We start from the raw sequence: 18271 nt of genomic DNA, 5'->3' as shown, positions 1-18271 counted from the left end.
GACAGCAGCGGGTTGTTCGAGGCGGCGGTGGCGACCGGGTCCTTGGCCATGCCGGTGAACGACCCGGCGCCGTCCTTCGGCACGGCGGCGCAGGCGGCGCCGAACGGGGCGTCGGCCATCGCGGCGGAGGCGGTGGGGCTCGACTTGGCGGCGGAGCTGGGGGCCGTGGCCGAGGCCGAGGCGGACGAGGAGCTGGAGCCGCCGCTGCTGCTGCACGCGCCCAGGGTCAGGGCGAGGGCCCCGGCGGCGAGCAGGGCGGTGAGGGTGCGGCGGTTGCGGGTGTGCGCGGACATGGCGGATCTCTCCTCGGTGCTGGGGTGACGTGGTGCCACGGGTGGGGTGGTTGTCAGGTGGTCAGGTGGTCAGGTGGTCAGGTGACGGTGACGACGGTGCTGTGCCGGCCCGTCGCCCCGGCGGGGAAGGGCGCGGCGCGGCTCTCGGGCTGCACGGCGAGCAGCGCCGTCGTCGGGTGGATCCCACCCGGCGGCACCGCCTTGTCGCGGGTGCCGAAGGTGCGGACCGCACACTCCTCGGGCGGCGTCGGCGTCGGGTCGATCGCCGCCGACCCGACCGTGGCGGCACCGGACGACCGCAGCGGTCCGCGGGACAGCGCGGCGGAAGGCGTCGGTTGGCTGCTCACACCCCCGCTTCGAGGCCCGGACGGGCGCGGATTGGTCGCACTTCCCGGCTCCGGCCGTCCGCTCTCCTTCGATCGTCCCGGCGGTCAGAACCCCGCGGAAACGGTGGCGCCCCGTGCACGGGGCGACCAATCCGTGCACCGCGCGGCGTCGAACGCCGAGTAGGAGCAGGTAACCGCTCACCTGCCGCACGAGCCGCCGAACGCGGCCCTCCGACGGAAGGCGCCCATGTCACCCACCACCCCGGGAGCACCCCCCGCCCGACGCTCCGGAGCCGCTCCGTGGTGAGCAGCGTCGTCCGCCTCCCCGATCCCGGCCGCCCCGGGCCGGACCTCCAGGAACTGATCGGCCGGATCGCCCTCGGCGACCAGGACGCCTTCTCCCGCCTGTACGACGCGGTGGCCGGGCCCGTGCTCGGGCTGGTGCGCCGGGTGCTGCGCGATCCCGCGCAGTCGGAGGAAGTGACCCAGGAGGTCCTGCTGGAGGTGTGGCGCACCGCCCCCCGCTACCGGCCGGAGCACGGGAAGGTCATGCCGTGGGTGATGACCATCGCCCACCACCGCGCGGTCGACCGCGTCCGGGCCGCCCAGGCCGCGGCCGACCGCGACCGACGCGCCGCGGCCACCTCCCACACGACGGCCTTCGACGAGGTCGCCGAACAGGTCGAGGGCCGGCTGGAGCGCGAGCAGGTCCGCCGCTGCCTGAGGACGCTGACCGAACTCCAGCGGGAGTCCCTCACCCTGGCCTACTACCGGGGCTACACCTACCCGCAGGTCGCCGAGGCCCTCGGCGCCCCGCTCGGCACCGTGAAGACCCGCATGCGCGACGCCCTGATCCGCATGCGCGACTGCCTGGGAGTGGACTCATGAACGCCACCGCCGACCTGCACACCCTCACCGGCGCCTACGCCGCCCACGCCCTCGACGACACCGAACGCGCCGCCTTCGAGCACCACTTGGCGCACTGCGCCTCCTGCACGCAGGAGGTCGCCGAGTTCGCCGCCACCCTCGCCAGGCTCGGCAGCGCCGAAGCCGTCCCTCTCCCGCCCCGCCTCAAGGCCCAGGTCATGGCGGCCCTGCCCACCACCCGGCAGGACGCCCCGCGGGTCACCCCCGCCTCCGCGCCCCGTCCGGGTGGCCGACTCTCCCGGCGGTGGCAGGGATTCGCCCTGGCCGCCTGCCTCGCCGTCGCGGTCGGCGCGGGCGCGGTCGCCGTCCAACAGCACCGGGAGACCGAGCGGGCCCGGACGGAAGCGGCAGCAGCACGACAGCAGCAGGCCACCCTCACGACCCTGCTCGCCGCTCCGGACGCCCACCTCTCCACCGGTCCCGTGACCGGTGGCGGAACCGGCACCACGGTGTGGTCGCCCACGCTCGGCCGGGCCGGGTTCTGGGCCTCCGGCCTGCCCGCCCTGCCCGGCGACCGCGTCTACCAGCTCTGGTTCGACGACGCGGGCACCATGCGCCCCGCCGGACTGCTCCCCTCCGACGGCGCAACGGTCCTGGCCGGCCCCGTCGACGCGGCCTCCGGGGTCGGCGTCACCGAGGAACCGGCAGGCGGCTCCCCGCACCCCACCGGCGCCCCCCTCCTCCTGCTGCCCCTGACCTGATGCCCGACGCGCCGTCGACGGCAGCCGGTCCCGCCCCCGGAGCGCGGCCGGGCGCAGGGTCCGACGCCCTCCTCCCGCTGTTCTGTTCCGAGTTCGGGATCAGACCTGGACCGCATGGACGTCCTGGGCGGCCAACGCCTTCAGGTAGGCCGTGAGGTCATCCGGGTTCCTGGTGGGGACAACCGCGCTGCCGTACCGGGCCGCCGTCAACGCGACCAAGGCGTCCACGGCTTCCCCGGGCAAACTGGAACCCCTCAACCCGCCGACTCCTCACGGCCGTTGAGCCGGGAGGCCCGCCGGGAAACCCCGGCACACCACCGTCCCCGGAAAGGAGAACCAACCCCATGAGCACCACCGAAGTGCCGCCGCCCAAGCCGTTCAGCAGGATCAAGGTCCGCGTCACCGGCCTGGTCTTCTGCGGCGACGACGTCGCGCTGCTGCGCCGGACCCGGCCCGGCACCGTGCACTACACCGCCATCGGCGGCAACGTGCAGGACGGCGAGGACTACCGCGAGGCCGTCCTGCGCGAGCTCGAAGAAGAACTCGGCCTCGGCCCGGACCTGGACGCCACCGAGCCGGAGCTGATCTGGATCGCCGACGCCCGGATCAGCCGCCCCGGCCCGACCCCGCCGCCCCGCAAGTTCCACCTCGTCTACCGCCTCCACGTCACCCCCGAGGTCCGCGCCCGCCTCGCCACCCGGGAGTTCGACGAACTCCCCGACGGCACCCACGAGATCGGCACCATCGAGTGGCACGACTACCGCAAGGTCGACGGCCTGCCGCTCTTCCCGCCGATCGGCCGGCAGATCGCCGAACTCGACAGCCCCACCGCCCCGGTGACCCGGTTCGAGCTGGAGCCGATCACCGACCGGAACTACACCTGGATCTGACCGGACCCCGACCAGCGGTGGCTGCCCCGGGGGAACCCGCGAGGCAGCCACCGCTGTCGGTGACGGCTGTTCGGGGTGAGGGCGTGCGGGGTGCTGTCGCGCGGCCCGGGGCTCCGTCCCCGCTGCGAACCTCAGGCAGACGGCCAGGTCAGCCCTTGAGGACTTCTTCGATCTTGGCGGCCACGTGCTGGGCCTGGAGGTCGCGGCCCTTCTCGTTGGGGTGCGCGTACCACGGCACCTTCTGACCGATGAGGTCGAGGTTGGAGGGCTCCAGCAGGCCGCCGATGGCGCGGTCGGCGCCGTCGCACGCGGTGTTGCTGCCGGTCTGGGCGTAGAGGTCGACGAAGGCGGCGTCGTTCTCCTCGGCGACCTTCTTCATGGCGTCGTTGAGCCGCTTCTCGGCCTGGTCCAGGACGGGCAGCGCACCCTGGGGGATGTCGGCGAACGGCAGTTCGCTCTGGCCGGGGGCGGCCTTCGCGCACTTGGCCGTGTCCTGCGGCACGAGCCGCGGGTAGCCGACCAGGACGACGTCGGCGTCCCAGGCCTTGTAGTGCAGGACCTGGATCATCTGGTCCAGGTCGTCCTCGGCCACCTGGAGCTTGAAGTCCAGCCACTGCTTGCCGTCGCCGGTCTCGAAGAAGTCCTTGCACTCGGCGGCCGGCTTGTCCCCGTCCACGGGCTCGCCGGGCAGCAGGGAGGGCTCGCGGAGCTTGTCGGAGCACTGCTTGATGATCTCCACGAAGCCCAGCATGTTGCCGCCCATGCTGCCCACCACCAGCTTGGTGTCGCCCTTGAGCGCCTTCCACTGCTCGTCCACCTCCCCGGCGCCGAAGGGCAGTTGCTGCTTCGTCCAGACGTTCGCGGCGACGGCGCCCCCGCAGGAGACGTCGCTCTGCACGGTGAGGTCGACACCCTTGCCCGCCAGGGTCCGCGCGGCAACGGCGGGGTAGTTGTCCTTGGCCTGGAAGCACCAGCCCCGCTCGCTGTCCATGTGGTTCACCGGAGACAGGCCGAAGTTGGCGGTGTAGGAGTCGCCGAAGAAGACGGTCGGCACCGCATCCGCGGCCGGGGCCGCCGATGCGGTGGCCGCCGGGGCGGCGAGCGCCAGACAGCTGCTCAGCGCGAGCGCGGCAGCGGCCAACCGCCGCGCCCCGGGGGTGTTCGTCGTCCTGCGCACGGTCGAAGACATGGCTGTGCCCTTTCGCCGGAATCCATCATCGGGAAGTAACACTCCGCATTTACTCATGACGCAGGGTCATATTCCGGCAGCATCGGTCCGTATACGGGTGATCCGGGCCGGCGTCCCCGGAGCGGCCCATCCAAGAGGCGCCCCAAGGGCCGGCGGGCCGCAGAGGCACATCGGGATGCCGGCGGCAAGGACGAAGCCGACACCCCGGCCATCCCACTGCCCCCCCCTCCGCGAGCGGGCGTTCCAGCCCACGGGTCATGACGCAACGCGACGGGCCCGGGCCTGACTGGACGGGGGCGAACGTGGGTGGAAAGGCGGTCCGCGGGGGCGATTCGGCGGCGCTATCCCCGCTTTATCCCCGCACCGATCCGAAATCGGGTCATTCCGGGCATCATCCCGAGCCCTCCGGACAGGCCCCCAACCACCCGGGGAACGAACAAGGCCAGGTCAGACGGTGTCTGACCTGGCCTGGACCGCAGTGGGCCGCCAGGGGTTCGAACCCTGAACCTACGGATTAAAAGATCGACACGGATCGTGATCCGACGGACCGGAACTGGTTACCTACTGCTATCCCTGCGGTGCGTCGGCACGCACAGTGACGCCCCATCCGGTGTCGGGCGGTCACTGCCGCGCAGTCCGCTCACGCATCGCTCACGCAGGAGCGCGCTCTCCGCGAGTGGAGGAGGCCGGAGACCGACGCTCTCGGGCAGCCACTCGACGAGCCCGACTAGCTAGTCCTGCTGGGATTCCTCAGAACCATCCTCACTCGTACCAGCGACCTTGCCGCCGACGAAGACCACGCCCAGTACGAGGGCGGCCGCGCCGGTGGCGGCCACCACCTTCATCCCCGTCCCCAGGAACTGCTTGCTCTCGCTGTCCTTCTCGTACACCTGCCCCACGTTCCGGTCGAGGCGGTCGTGAAGGGCCTCTCGCTGCTCCCAGCTGAGGTCGTCTCGGCCGAGGTCAGCCCGCAAGGCGTCCCGCTGGTCCTGCGAGGCCTTGTAGAAGTGGTCCTGGCTGTTCTCGTTGGCCGCGAGCGTGGACTTGTGAGCCTCCTTGACCGTATCAATGTCGGCCTTGCCCAGGTCCTTGAAGGCGGGGAACTGCTCGATGAGCTTGAGCCGTACCTCGGTGGCCATCTCGGGCATCGCGGCCGCGAACTTGAGCACCTTGGCTTTGGAGAGGTTCCGCCAGGTTGGGATCCCCAACTTCCGCTTGACCGCTGCCTCATCCGTGCCGCCCATGACCTGACTCCGTCCGCCGTCCCGTGACGCCTACCGGATACTAGCGGCGCGGTGCCAGGGGTACCCGAGTACTGCCGGGCAACCCCTGGCGAGATCTTGCCGTTCTTGGGGAACCCGGTGCCGTCAACGGCCCACACCTCTGGGCGCACCGCCCACGCGGCTGGCCGCGCCATACGGATCCGCACATTCTCGACCGGCCAAGCCGGCAGGAGTGTTGCAAAGTCCCGTTCAGCGCATGAGTCGGCTGGTCACGGGACTTTGCAACAGACCTGGAGTTCAGGGCCCTCTGAACCGGAGAAAACGCCGAGGGTCAGCTGCCGACTGTTGGCCTCGGGGCCTTCCAACCTGCTGTCTACGGCAGCTGGCGCGTCTTATGGCGCTTCGGCCGCTTCTCGACAGGGACCAAACCTCGGCGGACCTTCATCAGATGCTCGTCCTTCGTGTTCTCACGCACTGCGAGACGACTCAGGATTCGATGCTGTGTTTCTGGAGTCCAGAACACTTCGAGACGCTCCCGAGCGCGGGTGATCGCGGTGTAGAAGATACTGTGGGAGATGCTTTCCTCGTTGGCATCCGTGATAACAATCTTGACCGACTTATACTCAACGCCCTGTGCTTTGTGGATCGATACGGCGTAAGCGATCTGAAACGGCACCATGGTGGTGACCGAGTCGTCGTCATCGTCACTGTTGCCGCGTTCGAACACATCGAACTGGACCGTCGAGCCTTCGACCCAACGCAGACCCGAGAAAATCGCTTCGGGTTCACTGAAATCTCGTTCGAGGGTCACATCGAAAGTGATGCGGCCGGGCGCCCGATCGATCTTGACGATCTTGCCCTTCAGGTTATTGAAGATGACCGGGCTGAATCGATCTGATTCGTTGAAAAGTACGGGATCGCCAACCTTGTACGTAGACTCCCCCCAAGCCACAGCTGGATTCGGGTTGCCAGCCTGCAGGAATCGGTTAACATTGTTGATTCCATATAGGCCATCATAGTTAAGGCAAAGCACGATCTCATCGTCGCTTCGACGCCGAAATAGTGCGTCGCCCAGAATCGTCGAGTAGCCGTTCTTGGAGAGCGACTCTTCGATGCGGTCGTCCAGGTTCCGCACCCTGTCCCACAGCGTGAGAAGACCCTGGTCGGTCGTCCTGAAGGGCTGTGTAAGTTCGAAGACGGACTCGCTTGGGATGTATGACTGGATGATGCTGAACCAGTTGCCAAATTCGATCGACTCGATCTGATAGACATCGCCAACAAGTACGAGCAGATCGAAGGATGTCTTCTCAAGTACATCGAGCAGGCTTGCGTTGCTTACCGTGCTGCACTCGTCGATCACCAACACGTCGTACTTTGCTCCGGATGACGTACCGCTACGCACATGCTTGTTGATCGTGCTGAATTCGACATTCGGCGCTTGCACTCGCCTCTTCAGATTATCAACAGCCGGATTGGTATGCGCCAAGAAAAGCTTCCGCACGCTAGCAAAGTAGTTTGCGATGTGATTCACCATCGTCGATTTTCCCGTACCGGCTGCGCCGTAAACGAGGGCGACCTTCGAGCGCTCAAACAATTCCGTCAGCGCCTCAGCCTTCAAAGGGTCATCGATGGCACCTGGGTTCGCATCAATCCATGCCTGCACATTACTGCTGTGTTGGGAGACGCCACTGGCAGAGATATTTCGGAGCCTGTTGATGATCGAGACCGTATCGTCCTCGTACCCGACGACGAACACGTGCCCATTTTCATGAGCCAGCTTCCGCCGCGCGTGCCGTTCATTGGGTGGCAGCATCCGATTATGGCGCGCGATCATCTCATCGACGTCACCAAGGTCCTCCAGCTCGCCTGCCGGCGTGTAGATCACACCGTGCTGCTCGACATTGCCCTTGACTCGTCTGGCCAGCAACTCGTGAGGCCGGGTCCTCGCGTCCAGACTCTCGGCAAGGTCCCCAAAGGGCGGATTGTGTCCGCGCGGTGATGTGCAGAACGGCATCGTGTCGAAGGGCCTGCAACTCCAGGAAACGCGAAGCCCGGAGAGGAAAGAACACCCGGCGGCATCGAACTGTGCCTTGATGACACGATTGTTCATCCGCAGCATGAGGTACCGCAGCAGACGAGAACCTGGCTGGTCGTGGCGAATGAGTGACCGTGCGCGGTCTAGAACAGGAAAGATAACCGCATCTCGCTGGGCTCCGCTCAGCGCCCAGGAGCGGAACGCCCCGTATGCGGCGTCGGTCATATCCATGAGATCGAGCAGACTTGACCGCGTTATCGTAAGATACCGCATCAGATTTCGGTACTCGGAATTCGACGCCCTGACCTTTCCATACGAGGCATCGAAGAGGCGTGCGAAGTTGTCGAACTCACACGGCCGGATTGATACCTCCCATGAGCGGATCAGCGTGATCGGCATTTTCTGCCCGAGGACCTCAATCTCGTCACTCGCCAACTCTAGACTGGCTGCATATTTGTCGGTGACGTCGATGTCGGTAAAGCCAATAATTCGATCAAACTTACTCGTCCGATTATGGGCGAGGTAAAACGTCACCTCGTAATAGATGCGACCGGACACGAAGAAGGGGCGCGAGCTGTGAATGTAATATCGCTCGCGACGTCCATTTGACTGTACCGCCGCTTGGGGATGCTCGATGCGGGCGGCAATCTTCTCATAGTATTCGCGCAACGAAGGATCGAGATCGACCGGAAACTGTTCGAGATTGTGTAGGATTTTGATTCCGAGGAGATCCTGTGCCAGGACACGCGTACGGAGAAGGTACTCGTAGTACTTCAGCATCAATCGCTCAGACGGATCGCGATCCAGCGTGTAGTGCGAGACGCTAGCCTGCAGCAAGCCGTGGAATCTGCTCAACAGCCTGAACTTGGCGATCCCCCTAACAGCATCCAGAGCTGGCCCGACCTGATTGTAGTGAAACTCAGTCGAGTGATCCTTGACGTGCGCCCAGACGGCAAGTCCCTCGACGAGATTCCGGAGCTGCCCCAGCACGTTCTGCGAGAGGAAGCCCCGGTCGCCTACTGGATTGGCAAGATTCTGGCAGATCACGCTGTCGGCGCTCTTCACTTGCTGTTCTACTGATGCCATCGCTCTCGCTCTTCTTCCCCGAAGGCTCGCATGTCACCTTCGATCGGGCCGAGAACGCCTGCTCACGCCCCGAGCGCTGCCGAGGCGGACAGGGCAGCAGCCACGAAGGCTCTACGGACCTGGCCCCGGTCTGCATTCCAGGTAACCATGTAACCATTCAAGTAGCCCACAAGCAGGCCCTTTTTCGAGATTGTCCGGCCTGCCGTGCCGGCTCCTGGCCTGTCCTACACGTTCCCTGGTGCACACGCAGCTGCGGCCGCCCCCTCCGGGGCGCGGGTCACGGGTCCTGCACTCCACTGGCGCGTAGCAGAGTCCGGTGCGATCCGGGTGGGCAGTCAGGCTACGGTCGGGAGCACTCCGCGTGGCCAGTGGCCGAGCCAGAAGGCGGCTGTGGAGGGTTCCGGCTGGTCCTCGGTGGAGCCGTCGTGGGGTAGCAGTTCAGTGGGGGCGATGTAGCCTTCGCCGGGCTCCAGGCGGATGCGGTACACGTTCAACCGGTGACCAGCGGCGATGTACGCGCGGAGGTCGTCGGTGTGCGGGTAGCGGTTCTCGGGGTCGGGGTGGACGGTTCGGCAGATGGCCTGGATGTCGATGTCGCCGAGCAGGATGTACCGGGTGCCGGGGCCGAGGTTGATGCACAGGCGGCGTCGGCCCAGGTGCTTGGCGTGGTAGGCGAGCTTGTCCCAGTTGTCGACGTGGAGGCCGATGCGCCGGCCGTCGCGGTAGTTCGGCGTGGTCGTGAGGGCCTTCGCGGGGCTTGCGGCGCGCCCGAGGTGGACGGCGTCCGGGTCGCCGAGTGGATCGGCCAGCGAGTCGAGGCTGGCCGGCGCCGGTCCGTCGGGCAGCCTCACCAGCTCGACCAGCGTGGTGTCTCGGGTGAGCGTAGTCGGTCGGAGCCGTTGGGCAAGGTCGGCGGTGAGGGGCTGCCAGGGGCCGTCGGGAAGGACGGCCCCGTCCTCGTAGTCCGTCTCGCCGCAGGCGGTGCGGACGCCGGCGACGTCGCACCGTTCCGCAAGGGCGGCAGGGTTGTGGTGGGCGATGGCGAGGTTCATTCCGGGCTCCTCCCGGTTGGTCTCACCGGCGGTCGTCGAGGGTGTCCGCGAACGTGACGTCCAGCTCGGAGACCAGGGCTTCGGCGAGTTCGGCCTGTTGGGCCCGGTCGATGATGACCTTGCCGAGATTGGCGGTGCCCCGGACGGTGCTCAGGTCGTTGCCACGCAGGTCGAGGTCCTGGTACTTGCCCCGGCCGAACTCGGCCAGCCGCAGGCTGCAGGCGTCGAGGACGCCCCGGCTGAGGTCGCTGCCGGTGAACGTCGCCTCGCTCAGGACGCACTTCGAGAAGACCAGCGGTCCGGTGGCCCGGACCTGCTCGAAGCTGCTGTAGTCGAGCTTGCAGTTCTCGAACAGCACGTTGTCGAGGGTCACGCCGGTGAGCTGGGCGCCCATGATCTTGCAGTTGCGGAAGACGACACGGGAGAGCTTGGCGTCCGTGATGCGGGCGGTGGCGAGGTCGCAGGTGTCGAACTCGACGGAGTCGAGCCGGACCTTGTCGAGCTGGACGCGGTCGGCGCGAAGCCCGGTGACGCGGCCGGTGATGAGGCTGGTGTCGGTGAGGTCCAGGTCCCGCAGGTTGGCGTCGGCGTACTGGAAGTCCTGGACGATGCCCCGAGCGGAGTCGAGCGTGCTGACGTTGGACAGGTACAGGCCCGGCTCGTTCAGGCTGGGCAGGGTCACGGTGACGCGGCCGAAGGTGCTGTCCACGGGCTTGCTCCGCTCTCTCGGTTCGGGGGACCGGGCCCGCACCGCGCTGGTGCGGGCCCGGGTGGATCAGGTGGTTCTACTTGCCCTTGTTCGACCAGTTGTCCCACGTCGGCCGGTTGTCGAACGACGATCCGGCGTTGTCCCAGGTGGGCCGGTTATCGAACCCGGCGACGGCGATGCTTCGGCCGGCGGTGAGGTCGGCGACCACGGAGGCGTCGGTGGCGGCCAGCAGTTCAAGGACGGTCATGCGGCTTGCTCCTCTCGGACGGTATCGGACAGTGCGGTGATGAGGGCCTGCCTGGACACACGGCAGTAGTTCGTCTCGGTGGTGTCCAGACGGCCGTTTTCGAAGTAGCGATTGCCGGCCTGGGCTCCCCGGCAGAAGCCGAAGAACTCGCAGGTGGCCTCGCACTTGTCCAGGCCGGTCAGGAACTCGCGCACGTACCGGAGTTCGTGCGCGCGGTCCAGCATGGAGCCGATACTCAGCTCCATGACGTTCCCGGCCCGGAAGTCCTCGTATGCCGGATCACTGATCCCGGCAAGCTCGGGCGAGAGCAGGACTACGTCCCCGGCGGAGGAGACGGTCGGAATCGGGTCGATCAGCAACTCGTCCCACGCAGCTCCTCCCCCTGCGCGGGCGGCTTGCAGGTAGTTGCCGAGGCGGTCGACCTCGCGGATGGTCAGGCCGCGGTGCCGGCGGGACCACGCGATTGCCCGGTGCCAGAACTCGCGGGCCTGTTCGACGGTGGGCACCGCGCGGCCGGTGTTGACGCCCTCCAGCTCCTCCATGTTCAGGCCCACGGTGTGGCAGCCGAGGTGGGCCATGAAGTCCAGCAGGCCCTCGGGGTCGCCGATGCTCTCGGCGCTGACGACCGCTATCGCGGAGAACCGCACGCCGTACTCACGCAAGCACCCGATGCCCTTCATGATCCGGTCGAAGGCGGGGCGCCCTGCCCAGTCGATCCGCTGGTGGTTGAGCGTGGCCGGACCGTCGATGCTCACCCCGACCCGGAACCCGTACTCGGCCAGGAAGTCGCACCACGCCGGGTTTATCAGTACGGCATTGGTCTGCACCGAGTGCTCGACGAGACCGGCCTGCCGCAGCGGCTCGAACGGTGCCAGCAGCTCGGCGAACCGCCGACGGCCGATGGCCAGCGGCTCACCGGCGTGCCAGACGATCTCAACCGGTGTCGCCGAGGTGGTGTCGGCGAACTCGGCGACCGACCGGGCCACGGCCTCGGCGACCTGGACGGGCATCGGTGTGCGCCGGTCGCGGTCGGGCAGGTAGCAGTAGGTGCACTTGAGGTTGCAGAAGCCGTCCGGCTGCGCGACGACCACCTTCGGGCGGCGGGCGATGCGGCGCCGGTAGTGGGCCAGGGTCTGCATCGTGCGGGCTCCTTCGCGGGGTCAGATGGAGGGTGCCGGCGGCTCGGTGTCGGGAGTGGAAGCTGCGATCCGGGGCAGTGGGTCGCCGGTGAGCTGGTGGTCGGTCAGGGCGCCGAGCAGGCCGAGCACGACGAGGTGGCCGGTGATCCAGACCGTCTGTAGGGCGGTGCTGGTCGGATCGCGCGCCACGTCTCGGTGCTGGCCCCTCATGGCTTCCCACCGATTCGGAGGTCGGCATGGACGGTCTTGCCGAGCGGTTCCAGGCAGGCACCCCAGCGGCCGTGGGTGAGCTTGTGAACGAGCTCGAGCCCGCGGCCGGACTCGTCGCTGCTGCCCGCCTTGATCCGCACCGGCAGGACGCGGCAGCCGTCCGTCACCAGGATCCGCACCGAGGCGGCCGTCGTCCGGACGATCTGGAGCGTCATCGTCTTGTGGCAGCCGGTCTTCGCCGCGTTGGTGACCATCTCCGAGACCACGAGCACGGCATCGTCGACCAGCTCTTCCAGACTCCAGTCGGCCAGCGTCCCCCGGACCAGTCGTCGGGCCTGCGACGCTGACTCCGGCCGGTAGGGAAGGTCGATGCTCGTCCCGGAGGCTGGTTCCTGTTCCTCCAGCGCGCTGATCGTGCCGGTCACGATGGCACACCTGGGTTGGGCCGCGTAGTGGCCGGGGCTCGCCTGGGAAGACCAGAGGGGAACGGCATCGCGGACTCCAGGGGTGAAGGCAGGGATGTGTCGGTGCCACCGCCGCGGGGGTACCGGCGGCGGCCGCACACCCAGTGAACGACTGCCAACGCCTCGGTGGTGAGGCAAAGTTCGGTGCGGCATGGCCGGGCACCTACCGGAAAACTTGACGATCCCATTACCCGAAGCCCTGCACACCAGGTGACAACGCGGCTACGTTGACCGCATGGTGGCAAACGTCGCTCTCCGCCGCAGGATGGCCGAACGCCGCATGACCAAGGCCGAGTTAGCGCGCGAAGTGAATGCCGAGATCAGGACCCTGACCGGGAAGCCGGGCACCGTATCAGAGCGCACGGTCCACAACTGGCTCACCGGCGTGACCCGGTGGCCACCGGGAAAGATCCGCGTCGCACTGGGTGCAGTATTCGACTGCATGCCCGAACAGCTCGGCTTCGCCCCCACGGGCCGGGCCCGCACCACACCGGAGGCAGACGTGAGGCGACGCGACTTCATAGCGGCCGCCGGCGGCACTGCCGTAGCCGCCCTCACCGGCACGGCTTCCGCTCCTGCACCACGCCGGATCGGCGCCGCCGACATCCAGCTGCTGGAGGCCCGTTTCGCCGAGGTCATCGCCAGCGACCACCGGCACGGCGGCCGGGTCAGCATCGAGGCCAAGGCTGTCGCCCTCGCGGACGAGGCACTCACCCTCCAGGAACACGGCACCGCAAGCCAGCGGATCCGGTCGGCCCTGTATGCCTGCGCGGCCTCCTTCATGTCGAGCGCGATGTGGGCGGCTATCGACGGCCGCCGATTCGACGCCGCTCTCCAGCATCACCAGAAGGCGGCCTCTATCGCGGCGATGTCCGGCGACTCCGCCATCCAGTTCCGTATCTGGTCGCACGCCGGGAGCCTCTACCGCCACCTCGGCCGCCCCGGCGACGCGCTCGCCGCCAACGACGTCGCCCGCAGCCTGCCGATCGCCCGCCGCGACCCGCTGTTCGCCTCCCTCGGCCATGCCCGGCACGCTGCGATCCACGGCCTCACCGGCGACACCAACGCCGTCCGACGCTCCCTCGGTCATGCGCAGGACGCCCTCGACCGCGCCGATGCCGCAGCGTCCCGACCCGTGTGGATCACCGCGTTCTACGACCAGGCCGAACTCGACTCCCTCGCCCTCGCTGCTCATCTGGCTGCCCGCAACTGGGAAGACGCGGAAGCCCACGCTCACCGCAGCATGGCGCTTCGCCGTGGTGCCATGCAGCGCTCCCACGCGATCACCACCGTCCGCCTCGCCCACGCTCAACTCGGCCAGGGCGACTTCGAACCCGCTGTCGCCACCGCCATGTCGGTGCCGGCCGCGGTCTCCACTCACCCCCGCGTCAACGGCATGCTGGCCTCGTTCGGCACCAAGCTGACCACCCAGGCGGCCGGCAGCGGTCCGGCTCTGACCTGGACCGAGTACGCCAACGACACCTGGAGGACCACCGCGTGACCGTCGAACTCCGCCACTACAGCGATCTCACCCCCGGTGTCCGCCAGGACCTGCTGGACCTCTACGCAGACGTCCGCGCCCCGCTGCTGCACCTGGCGAATTACCGTGTCGAGGCGTTCGCTGAACGCCTCGACCGGCACGCGACCGAGCCCGGCTTCGAAGCCGTCATCGCGTACGAGGGCACGACGGCCATCGGGTACGCCTACGGGAACACGCTGACGTCCGACGACCGGTACTGGAAGCGCATGGCCGAGCCGCTGCCCCTTGGCTTCACCGAGGTCAGCACACTGGTGATCAAGGAGATCGGCCTTCGAGTCCCATGGCGGGGCACGGGCACTGCACGGCGCATCCACGACGACCTCCTTGCCGGTCGCACAGAGGAGCGCGTCACCCTGATGGTCAACCCGCTCGCCGGAGACGGCAAGGTTCAGGCCCTGTACGAGTCCTGGGGATACGAGGCCATCAACAGCCAGCAGCCCTCGCCCGAGTCGCCCCGCCTCACGGCCATGCTCCGGGCGCGGAGCTGATAGGAGGACGGACGAACGCCTCTTACCGATCGGTGCAGCCCTACGAGAAGCGGCAACCGGGCGTGGCGGCGGAGATCGTCGCCTGCGGCTCGGTCGGTGTCGGCGGGCGGCGGGCTCTGCTGTTCCTCCCCCTCCGGCGGCACCCCTGGGCCGACCGGAAGGCTCCGCCCCGTGGGGGCGGAGGCGGGGTAAGGACTCCTTACCCCACAACTTGCTCCGGCTGGCCGGGGCTCGGGGTAAGCACTGCTTACCCCACAACTTGCTCCGCCTGCGGTTCTGGCTCGTAGCTCCGTCGTGCCTGAAGCTGCTGGCCGCCAGCGCGCAGCCGTGAGGATCCTCTGGCCACCGGGATCGCGTTGCAGTCGTCCCACTCGTTGCATGCCTGGTCACGCTGGTACGGGTGGTGATCCAGGGACGCTTGGACTCGTTGCGGGGAAGTGACCCGTCCCCGCTCTGAGCTGGGCGGGGACGGGTGGTACGGGTGGTGGCGGGTCAGGTGCTGGTGACGGGTTGCTCGACGGGGTCCGGGCAGTAGCGGCTCCAGGGGTCGAGGAAGCTGTTGCGCGTGAAGCCCTTGCGCTGGGTGTCGCGGTCGAAGCGGATGTTCGCCGAGCTGATGCCGTAGTCCTTGAGCAGGAGCTGCAGCCCGCGTGCGGTCAGACCGTTGATGCCGTGCTCGGCCCAGGGTGCCTCGCCGTCGGCGTTCAGGGCCGTCAGGATGTGCTCGGTGGACAGGGCGTCCGGGTTGCCTCCCGCGGCGAATACGCGGCGGATGTCGACGAGGATCCTGGTCTTCAGGCCGCCCTCCTCGTCCTGGCCGGACTCGTGCGCGGTCATGGCACGGCAGGCCGCGCGGGCGCGTGCGGGCCACTCGCCTCCGGCGAGGTCGGCGACCGTCACCAGGGGCTCCCAGGTGTCGGCAGCGCGGTCGTCGACGGGCATGAGCGGTTCCATGTTGGCGGCCGTGCCGGTCAGCGGCACCAGCCAGGCGCGAAGGTCGTCGCGCAGTTCGTGCAGGGCTGGATTGTCCCGGTCGGAGCGGTACGAGGAGACGCGCTCGCCCGGTGCACGGCGGCGCATGCGGATGACCACCGACCGGTCCATGATCGTGTCCGGGAGGTCGCCGATGCCGGCCAGGGCTGCCATGGCGAAGGTGGGGAACTTCACCACCTTGTGGTCCGGGCCGGTCACCCGCAGGGTGGGCCGGTTGCGCTGGTGACCGGCGTTGAGCAGGCCGCGCAGGTCCTCGTTCTTCTCGGCCGCCTTGATGCTGCCGAACAGGGTGTCGGCCTCGTCCACCAGCAGGGTCGGCGGCTTGTCAGTGATCGACCGGAAGATAGCCGCCGTGGACGCGTTGACCGTGATGAGCGCGTCGTGGACGGTCTCGGTGATCACATCGAGCAGCCGCGACTTCCCGCACCGCTTGGCCGGGCCGATGACCGCCAGTCGGGGAGCGTGCTGCCACGCGGGCTGCAGGTGGGTGGCGGCTACCCACAGGGTCACCGCGTCCAGCGCGTGGGCGGACGGCAGGATGACGAACCTGGCGATGGCCGAGCGGAGTTCGGACAGCAGGTCCGCACCCGGTGTGGCCGGGGAGACCGAGCCGTCGGTGTCGTCGGTCAGTCCATCAAGAGTGACCGGGACACTGACCGGCTGGTCGGTGGTCACGTCGGTCAGCCCGGTCATTTCGGCCGGTCCCCGGTCAGCATCGTCGGTCAGTTCGGCGTTCTGACCGATTGCCTGGTGGCGCTGACCGGGCTGACCAGGGATCGCGGTCGCGGGCCAACTCGGCTTCGGGCCTCCCGGTACGGGCTGCGGAGAAGTAGGGTCCATGGTGAAGCTCCTCGCTGGGGCGTGCGACGGGTTAGCCGGGCGCCGCCGGTTCGAATGGTTTGACTGATCTGGGGTGGCTTCGTCGGGCCCTCGGTGTTCGCAGCACCGGGGGCCTTCGCATAGCTGGGGACAAGCGGGGTGCTCGTCGACGCCTGCCTCAACTTGCAGACGCTCTTGGATGGTTGCTGTGTAGTGGTCCCCCGGCATTCGGCTCGCCGGGGGACCACGAAGTTATGTCCACAGGATCGGAAGATCCACTCCATCCGGGCGAGTACGCCGATGGCAGACAGGCTTGTGGACCGGGCTCTCTCGACGTCAAGCTGCATCAGCCGCCAGGCCTTCTGCACCCGGCTCCTCGATTCCGAGCAGGCGCAGGAGGTCCGCCGTGATGACGCGGTACTTCTTGCCCAGCCGGAGCACCCGGCACGGGTAGGCGTCACGGCGCGCGAGCTCGTAGCCCTTGCTGCGACCCAGCCCGATGGCCCGGTTGGCCGTGTCCAGGTCGATGGCAGCCGGCAGGGCCAGTAGCTCCGCCCGACCCATTCCCGCCAGGGCGATCGACGTCATCTCAGTTCGCATAGGTATCTCCGAATCAGGCAGCAGAAAGAAGGGTCTCGGCGCGTTGCCGAACCCAGGAACAGAGTGCACGAACCTAAAGTGTCGATATGACACACGACGACGTGGAACCGTGGGCAACCCAGATCACCAAGGCAGTAATCGCCGAGGTCCAGAAACTCAGAAAGGAGCTGGGCATGACCGCACGGGACCTCGCAGACGCCTGCGAGGAGCTCGGGCACCCGATCCCGCGCAACGTCATCGCCAACTGGGAGTCCGGGCGGCGGCTGACCCTCACCGTTCCCGAGCTCCTCGTCCTCGCGCAGGCCCTCGACACACCGCCGGCCGCCCTGGTCTTTCCACTCGCCGGGACCAGCAACGTCGCTTACCTCCCCTTCGAGAGCGCATCCCGCGCCGAGGCGTTCGCCTGGTTCACCGGCGATGGATCGATCGCCCTCCACGAAGACCTACAGCTCCTCCGGCATCACTCCTCTCGGGAGAGAAGGATTCGCGCAACGCACCGCGACGCCTGGCAGCTGCAATTCCTGCCCGGCCGGGAAGCGTGGCCGCCCAGATCCGACGAGAAGTTCGCGCAACTGGTTGAAGCCGTCCGGTCGGATCTTCTCCCGCTCCGCGCCGAAATGCGCGAGTGGGAGGTAGCTCTACCCCCACTACCGAAACACCTCGCGTTCCTCGATGAGGAACTCGGCTCCATCAGCAACACCCAGGAAGGACCGCTTTGAAGGGCTCCACGTACCACCGCTGCTACTGCCGCGACACCGAAACCGGTAAGCCCCTCGGCAAGGCCTGCCCGAAGCTCGGCAGCCGCAAGCACGGCTCCTACTCCATACGCCAGGAGCTGCCCAACCGGGCCGACGGCACTCACCGCGCCTTCAATCGCGCCGGGTACGAGACCCACAAGGAGGCACAGGCCGACCTCGACCACGTCCGTTCCCTGCTCGCGCTCGCCAAGGACGAGCCGGAGGACCTCGCACTCGTCGCTGAGCTGCTGGAGAAGGTCGCCGACGACAAGTCGGCCCTGCCCGACATCGAGGAGACCCGCCGGCGGCTGAGGAGCGGCGTCGACCTGGCGGGCCGGATCACCGTCTGTGAGTGGCTGGACAGTTGGCTGGAGAACAAGCGCGCCCGGAAGTCCACCGTCAGCCGGTACGAGGTCGACATCCGCCTTCACCTCAAGCCGCGCATCGGACACCTCCGTCTCGACCGGATCCGGGTGAGTCACCTGGCCGAAATGTTCAACGGCATCTGTGAGAGGGCGTTAAGTCCTGTTTTTAATGGTTCGGCATCGCTCGATCGTGGGGTCGGCTGCAGTTCCGGGGCGGCTGCCGGATCGGGGGTGGTGC

The 18271-nt window shown here is 67.8% G+C and carries 19 protein-coding genes and 2 pseudogenes; 7 read left to right on the top strand and 14 right to left on the bottom strand.

Translation table 11 applies throughout. The annotated features are described in order from the left end of the window. A pseudogene (locus tag ACFY00_RS37175) lies at window positions 1–293 on the bottom strand (fasciclin domain-containing protein); the annotation flags it as partial. 77 nt (window positions 294–370) lie between these two features. Beyond that, window positions 371–640: a hypothetical protein gene (locus ACFY00_RS37170; protein ID WP_388038439.1), complete on the bottom strand. Its 270-nt coding sequence runs from the start codon at window positions 638–640 to the stop codon at window positions 371–373. A 282-nt stretch (window positions 641–922) separates the two neighbouring features. Between ACFY00_RS37170 and sigK the strand changes: the two genes are divergently transcribed. Both sigK and ACFY00_RS37160 read left to right on the top strand, forming a co-directional pair. Next, a complete protein-coding gene (sigK, locus tag ACFY00_RS37165) occupies window positions 923–1507 on the top strand; it encodes an ECF RNA polymerase sigma factor SigK (RefSeq protein WP_388038444.1) in 585 nt (194 codons plus the stop codon). Then, a complete protein-coding gene (locus tag ACFY00_RS37160) occupies window positions 1504–2247 on the top strand; it encodes an anti-sigma factor domain-containing protein (RefSeq protein ID WP_388038436.1) in 744 nt (247 codons plus the stop codon). Before sigK ends, ACFY00_RS37160 begins: the two co-directional genes overlap by 4 nt. A gap of 99 nt (window positions 2248–2346) precedes the next feature. Here ACFY00_RS37160 and ACFY00_RS37155 read toward each other — a convergent pair whose 3' ends face one another. Further along, window positions 2347–2475, bottom strand: a complete 129-nt coding sequence (locus ACFY00_RS37155; RefSeq protein WP_388038434.1) for a hypothetical protein — start codon at window positions 2473–2475, stop codon at window positions 2347–2349. Window positions 2476–2591: 116 nt separating this feature from the next. Between ACFY00_RS37155 and ACFY00_RS37150 the strand changes: the two genes are divergently transcribed. Continuing rightward, on the top strand, window positions 2592–3137 hold the full coding sequence (locus ACFY00_RS37150) for an NUDIX domain-containing protein (RefSeq protein ID WP_388038431.1): 546 nt from the start codon (window positions 2592–2594) through the stop codon (window positions 3135–3137). 148 nt (window positions 3138–3285) lie between these two features. On the opposite strand, the gene ACFY00_RS37145 is transcribed toward ACFY00_RS37150, so the two are convergent. From ACFY00_RS37145 to ACFY00_RS37105, 9 genes are all read right to left on the bottom strand, one after another. Beyond that, window positions 3286–4326 carry an SGNH/GDSL hydrolase family protein gene (locus tag ACFY00_RS37145; RefSeq protein WP_388038428.1) on the bottom strand — a complete coding sequence of 347 codons (1041 nt, stop codon included), beginning with the start codon at window positions 4324–4326 and terminating at the stop codon, window positions 3286–3288. Between the two features lie 841 nt (window positions 4327–5167). Further along, on the bottom strand, window positions 5168–5743 hold the full coding sequence (locus ACFY00_RS37140) for a transposase (protein WP_388038441.1): 576 nt from the start codon (window positions 5741–5743) through the stop codon (window positions 5168–5170). A gap of 179 nt (window positions 5744–5922) precedes the next feature. Beyond that, complete coding sequence (locus ACFY00_RS37135) at window positions 5923–8670, bottom strand: ATP-dependent RecD-like DNA helicase (RefSeq protein WP_388038425.1); 2748 nt, start codon at window positions 8668–8670, stop codon at window positions 5923–5925. A gap of 335 nt (window positions 8671–9005) precedes the next feature. Beyond that, a complete protein-coding gene (locus ACFY00_RS37130; RefSeq protein WP_388038422.1) occupies window positions 9006–9722 on the bottom strand; it encodes a hypothetical protein in 717 nt (238 codons plus the stop codon). Window positions 9723–9744: 22 nt separating this feature from the next. Continuing rightward, entirely contained in the window at window positions 9745–10431 is a 687-nt protein-coding gene (locus tag ACFY00_RS37125) for a pentapeptide repeat-containing protein (RefSeq protein ID WP_388038420.1), read from the bottom strand. A gap of 76 nt (window positions 10432–10507) precedes the next feature. Continuing rightward, window positions 10508–10678, bottom strand: a complete 171-nt coding sequence (gene amcA / locus ACFY00_RS37120) for a multiple cyclophane-containing RiPP AmcA (protein WP_388038417.1) — start codon at window positions 10676–10678, stop codon at window positions 10508–10510. Next, window positions 10675–11817: a cyclophane-forming radical SAM peptide maturase AmcB gene (amcB, locus tag ACFY00_RS37115; RefSeq protein ID WP_388038415.1), complete on the bottom strand. Its 1143-nt coding sequence runs from the start codon at window positions 11815–11817 to the stop codon at window positions 10675–10677. Before amcB ends, amcA begins: the two co-directional genes overlap by 4 nt. A gap of 21 nt (window positions 11818–11838) precedes the next feature. Then, window positions 11839–12006 (bottom strand): hypothetical protein, encoded by a 168-nt coding sequence (locus tag ACFY00_RS37110; protein WP_388038412.1) that lies wholly within the window; start codon window positions 12004–12006, stop codon window positions 11839–11841. 17 nt (window positions 12007–12023) lie between these two features. Further along, on the bottom strand, window positions 12024–12452 hold the full coding sequence (locus ACFY00_RS37105; protein ID WP_388038409.1) for an ATP-binding protein: 429 nt from the start codon (window positions 12450–12452) through the stop codon (window positions 12024–12026). Between the two features lie 274 nt (window positions 12453–12726). On the opposite strand from ACFY00_RS37105, the gene ACFY00_RS37100 reads away from it, so the two are divergent. Together ACFY00_RS37100 and ACFY00_RS37095 are read left to right on the top strand one after the other, a co-directional pair. Next, the gene (locus ACFY00_RS37100; RefSeq protein ID WP_388038406.1) at window positions 12727–13992 is read left to right on the top strand and encodes a helix-turn-helix domain-containing protein; all 1266 of its coding nucleotides are present in this window, start codon (window positions 12727–12729) and stop codon (window positions 13990–13992) included. Then, entirely contained in the window at window positions 13989–14519 is a 531-nt protein-coding gene (locus ACFY00_RS37095; RefSeq protein WP_388038404.1) for a GNAT family N-acetyltransferase, read from the top strand. Before ACFY00_RS37100 ends, ACFY00_RS37095 begins: the two co-directional genes overlap by 4 nt. Before the next feature lie 492 nt (window positions 14520–15011). On the opposite strand, the gene ACFY00_RS37090 is transcribed toward ACFY00_RS37095, so the two are convergent. Together ACFY00_RS37090 and ACFY00_RS37085 are read right to left on the bottom strand one after the other, a co-directional pair. Beyond that, entirely contained in the window at window positions 15012–16352 is a 1341-nt protein-coding gene (locus tag ACFY00_RS37090; RefSeq protein ID WP_388038402.1) for a DUF3631 domain-containing protein, read from the bottom strand. Between the two features lie 315 nt (window positions 16353–16667). Beyond that, the gene (locus ACFY00_RS37085; protein WP_388038399.1) at window positions 16668–16919 is read right to left on the bottom strand and encodes a hypothetical protein; all 252 of its coding nucleotides are present in this window, start codon (window positions 16917–16919) and stop codon (window positions 16668–16670) included. A gap of 98 nt (window positions 16920–17017) precedes the next feature. On the opposite strand from ACFY00_RS37085, the gene ACFY00_RS37080 reads away from it, so the two are divergent. Together ACFY00_RS37080 and ACFY00_RS37075 are read left to right on the top strand one after the other, a co-directional pair. Then, complete coding sequence (locus tag ACFY00_RS37080) at window positions 17018–17650, top strand: helix-turn-helix domain-containing protein (protein WP_388038396.1); 633 nt, start codon at window positions 17018–17020, stop codon at window positions 17648–17650. After that, a pseudogene (locus ACFY00_RS37075) lies at window positions 17647–18271 on the top strand (hypothetical protein); the annotation flags it as partial. The gene ACFY00_RS37080 and the pseudogene ACFY00_RS37075, both read left to right, overlap by 4 nt.

Origin of the sequence: Kitasatospora sp. NPDC001540 (assembly GCF_042894345.1) — a bacterium.
In the GTDB taxonomy this organism is placed as follows: domain Bacteria; phylum Actinomycetota; class Actinomycetes; order Streptomycetales; family Streptomycetaceae; genus Kitasatospora; species Kitasatospora phosalacinea_C.
Note: the sequence above shows the minus strand (reverse complement) of the source record. Positions and strands in the feature narration are given on the sequence as shown.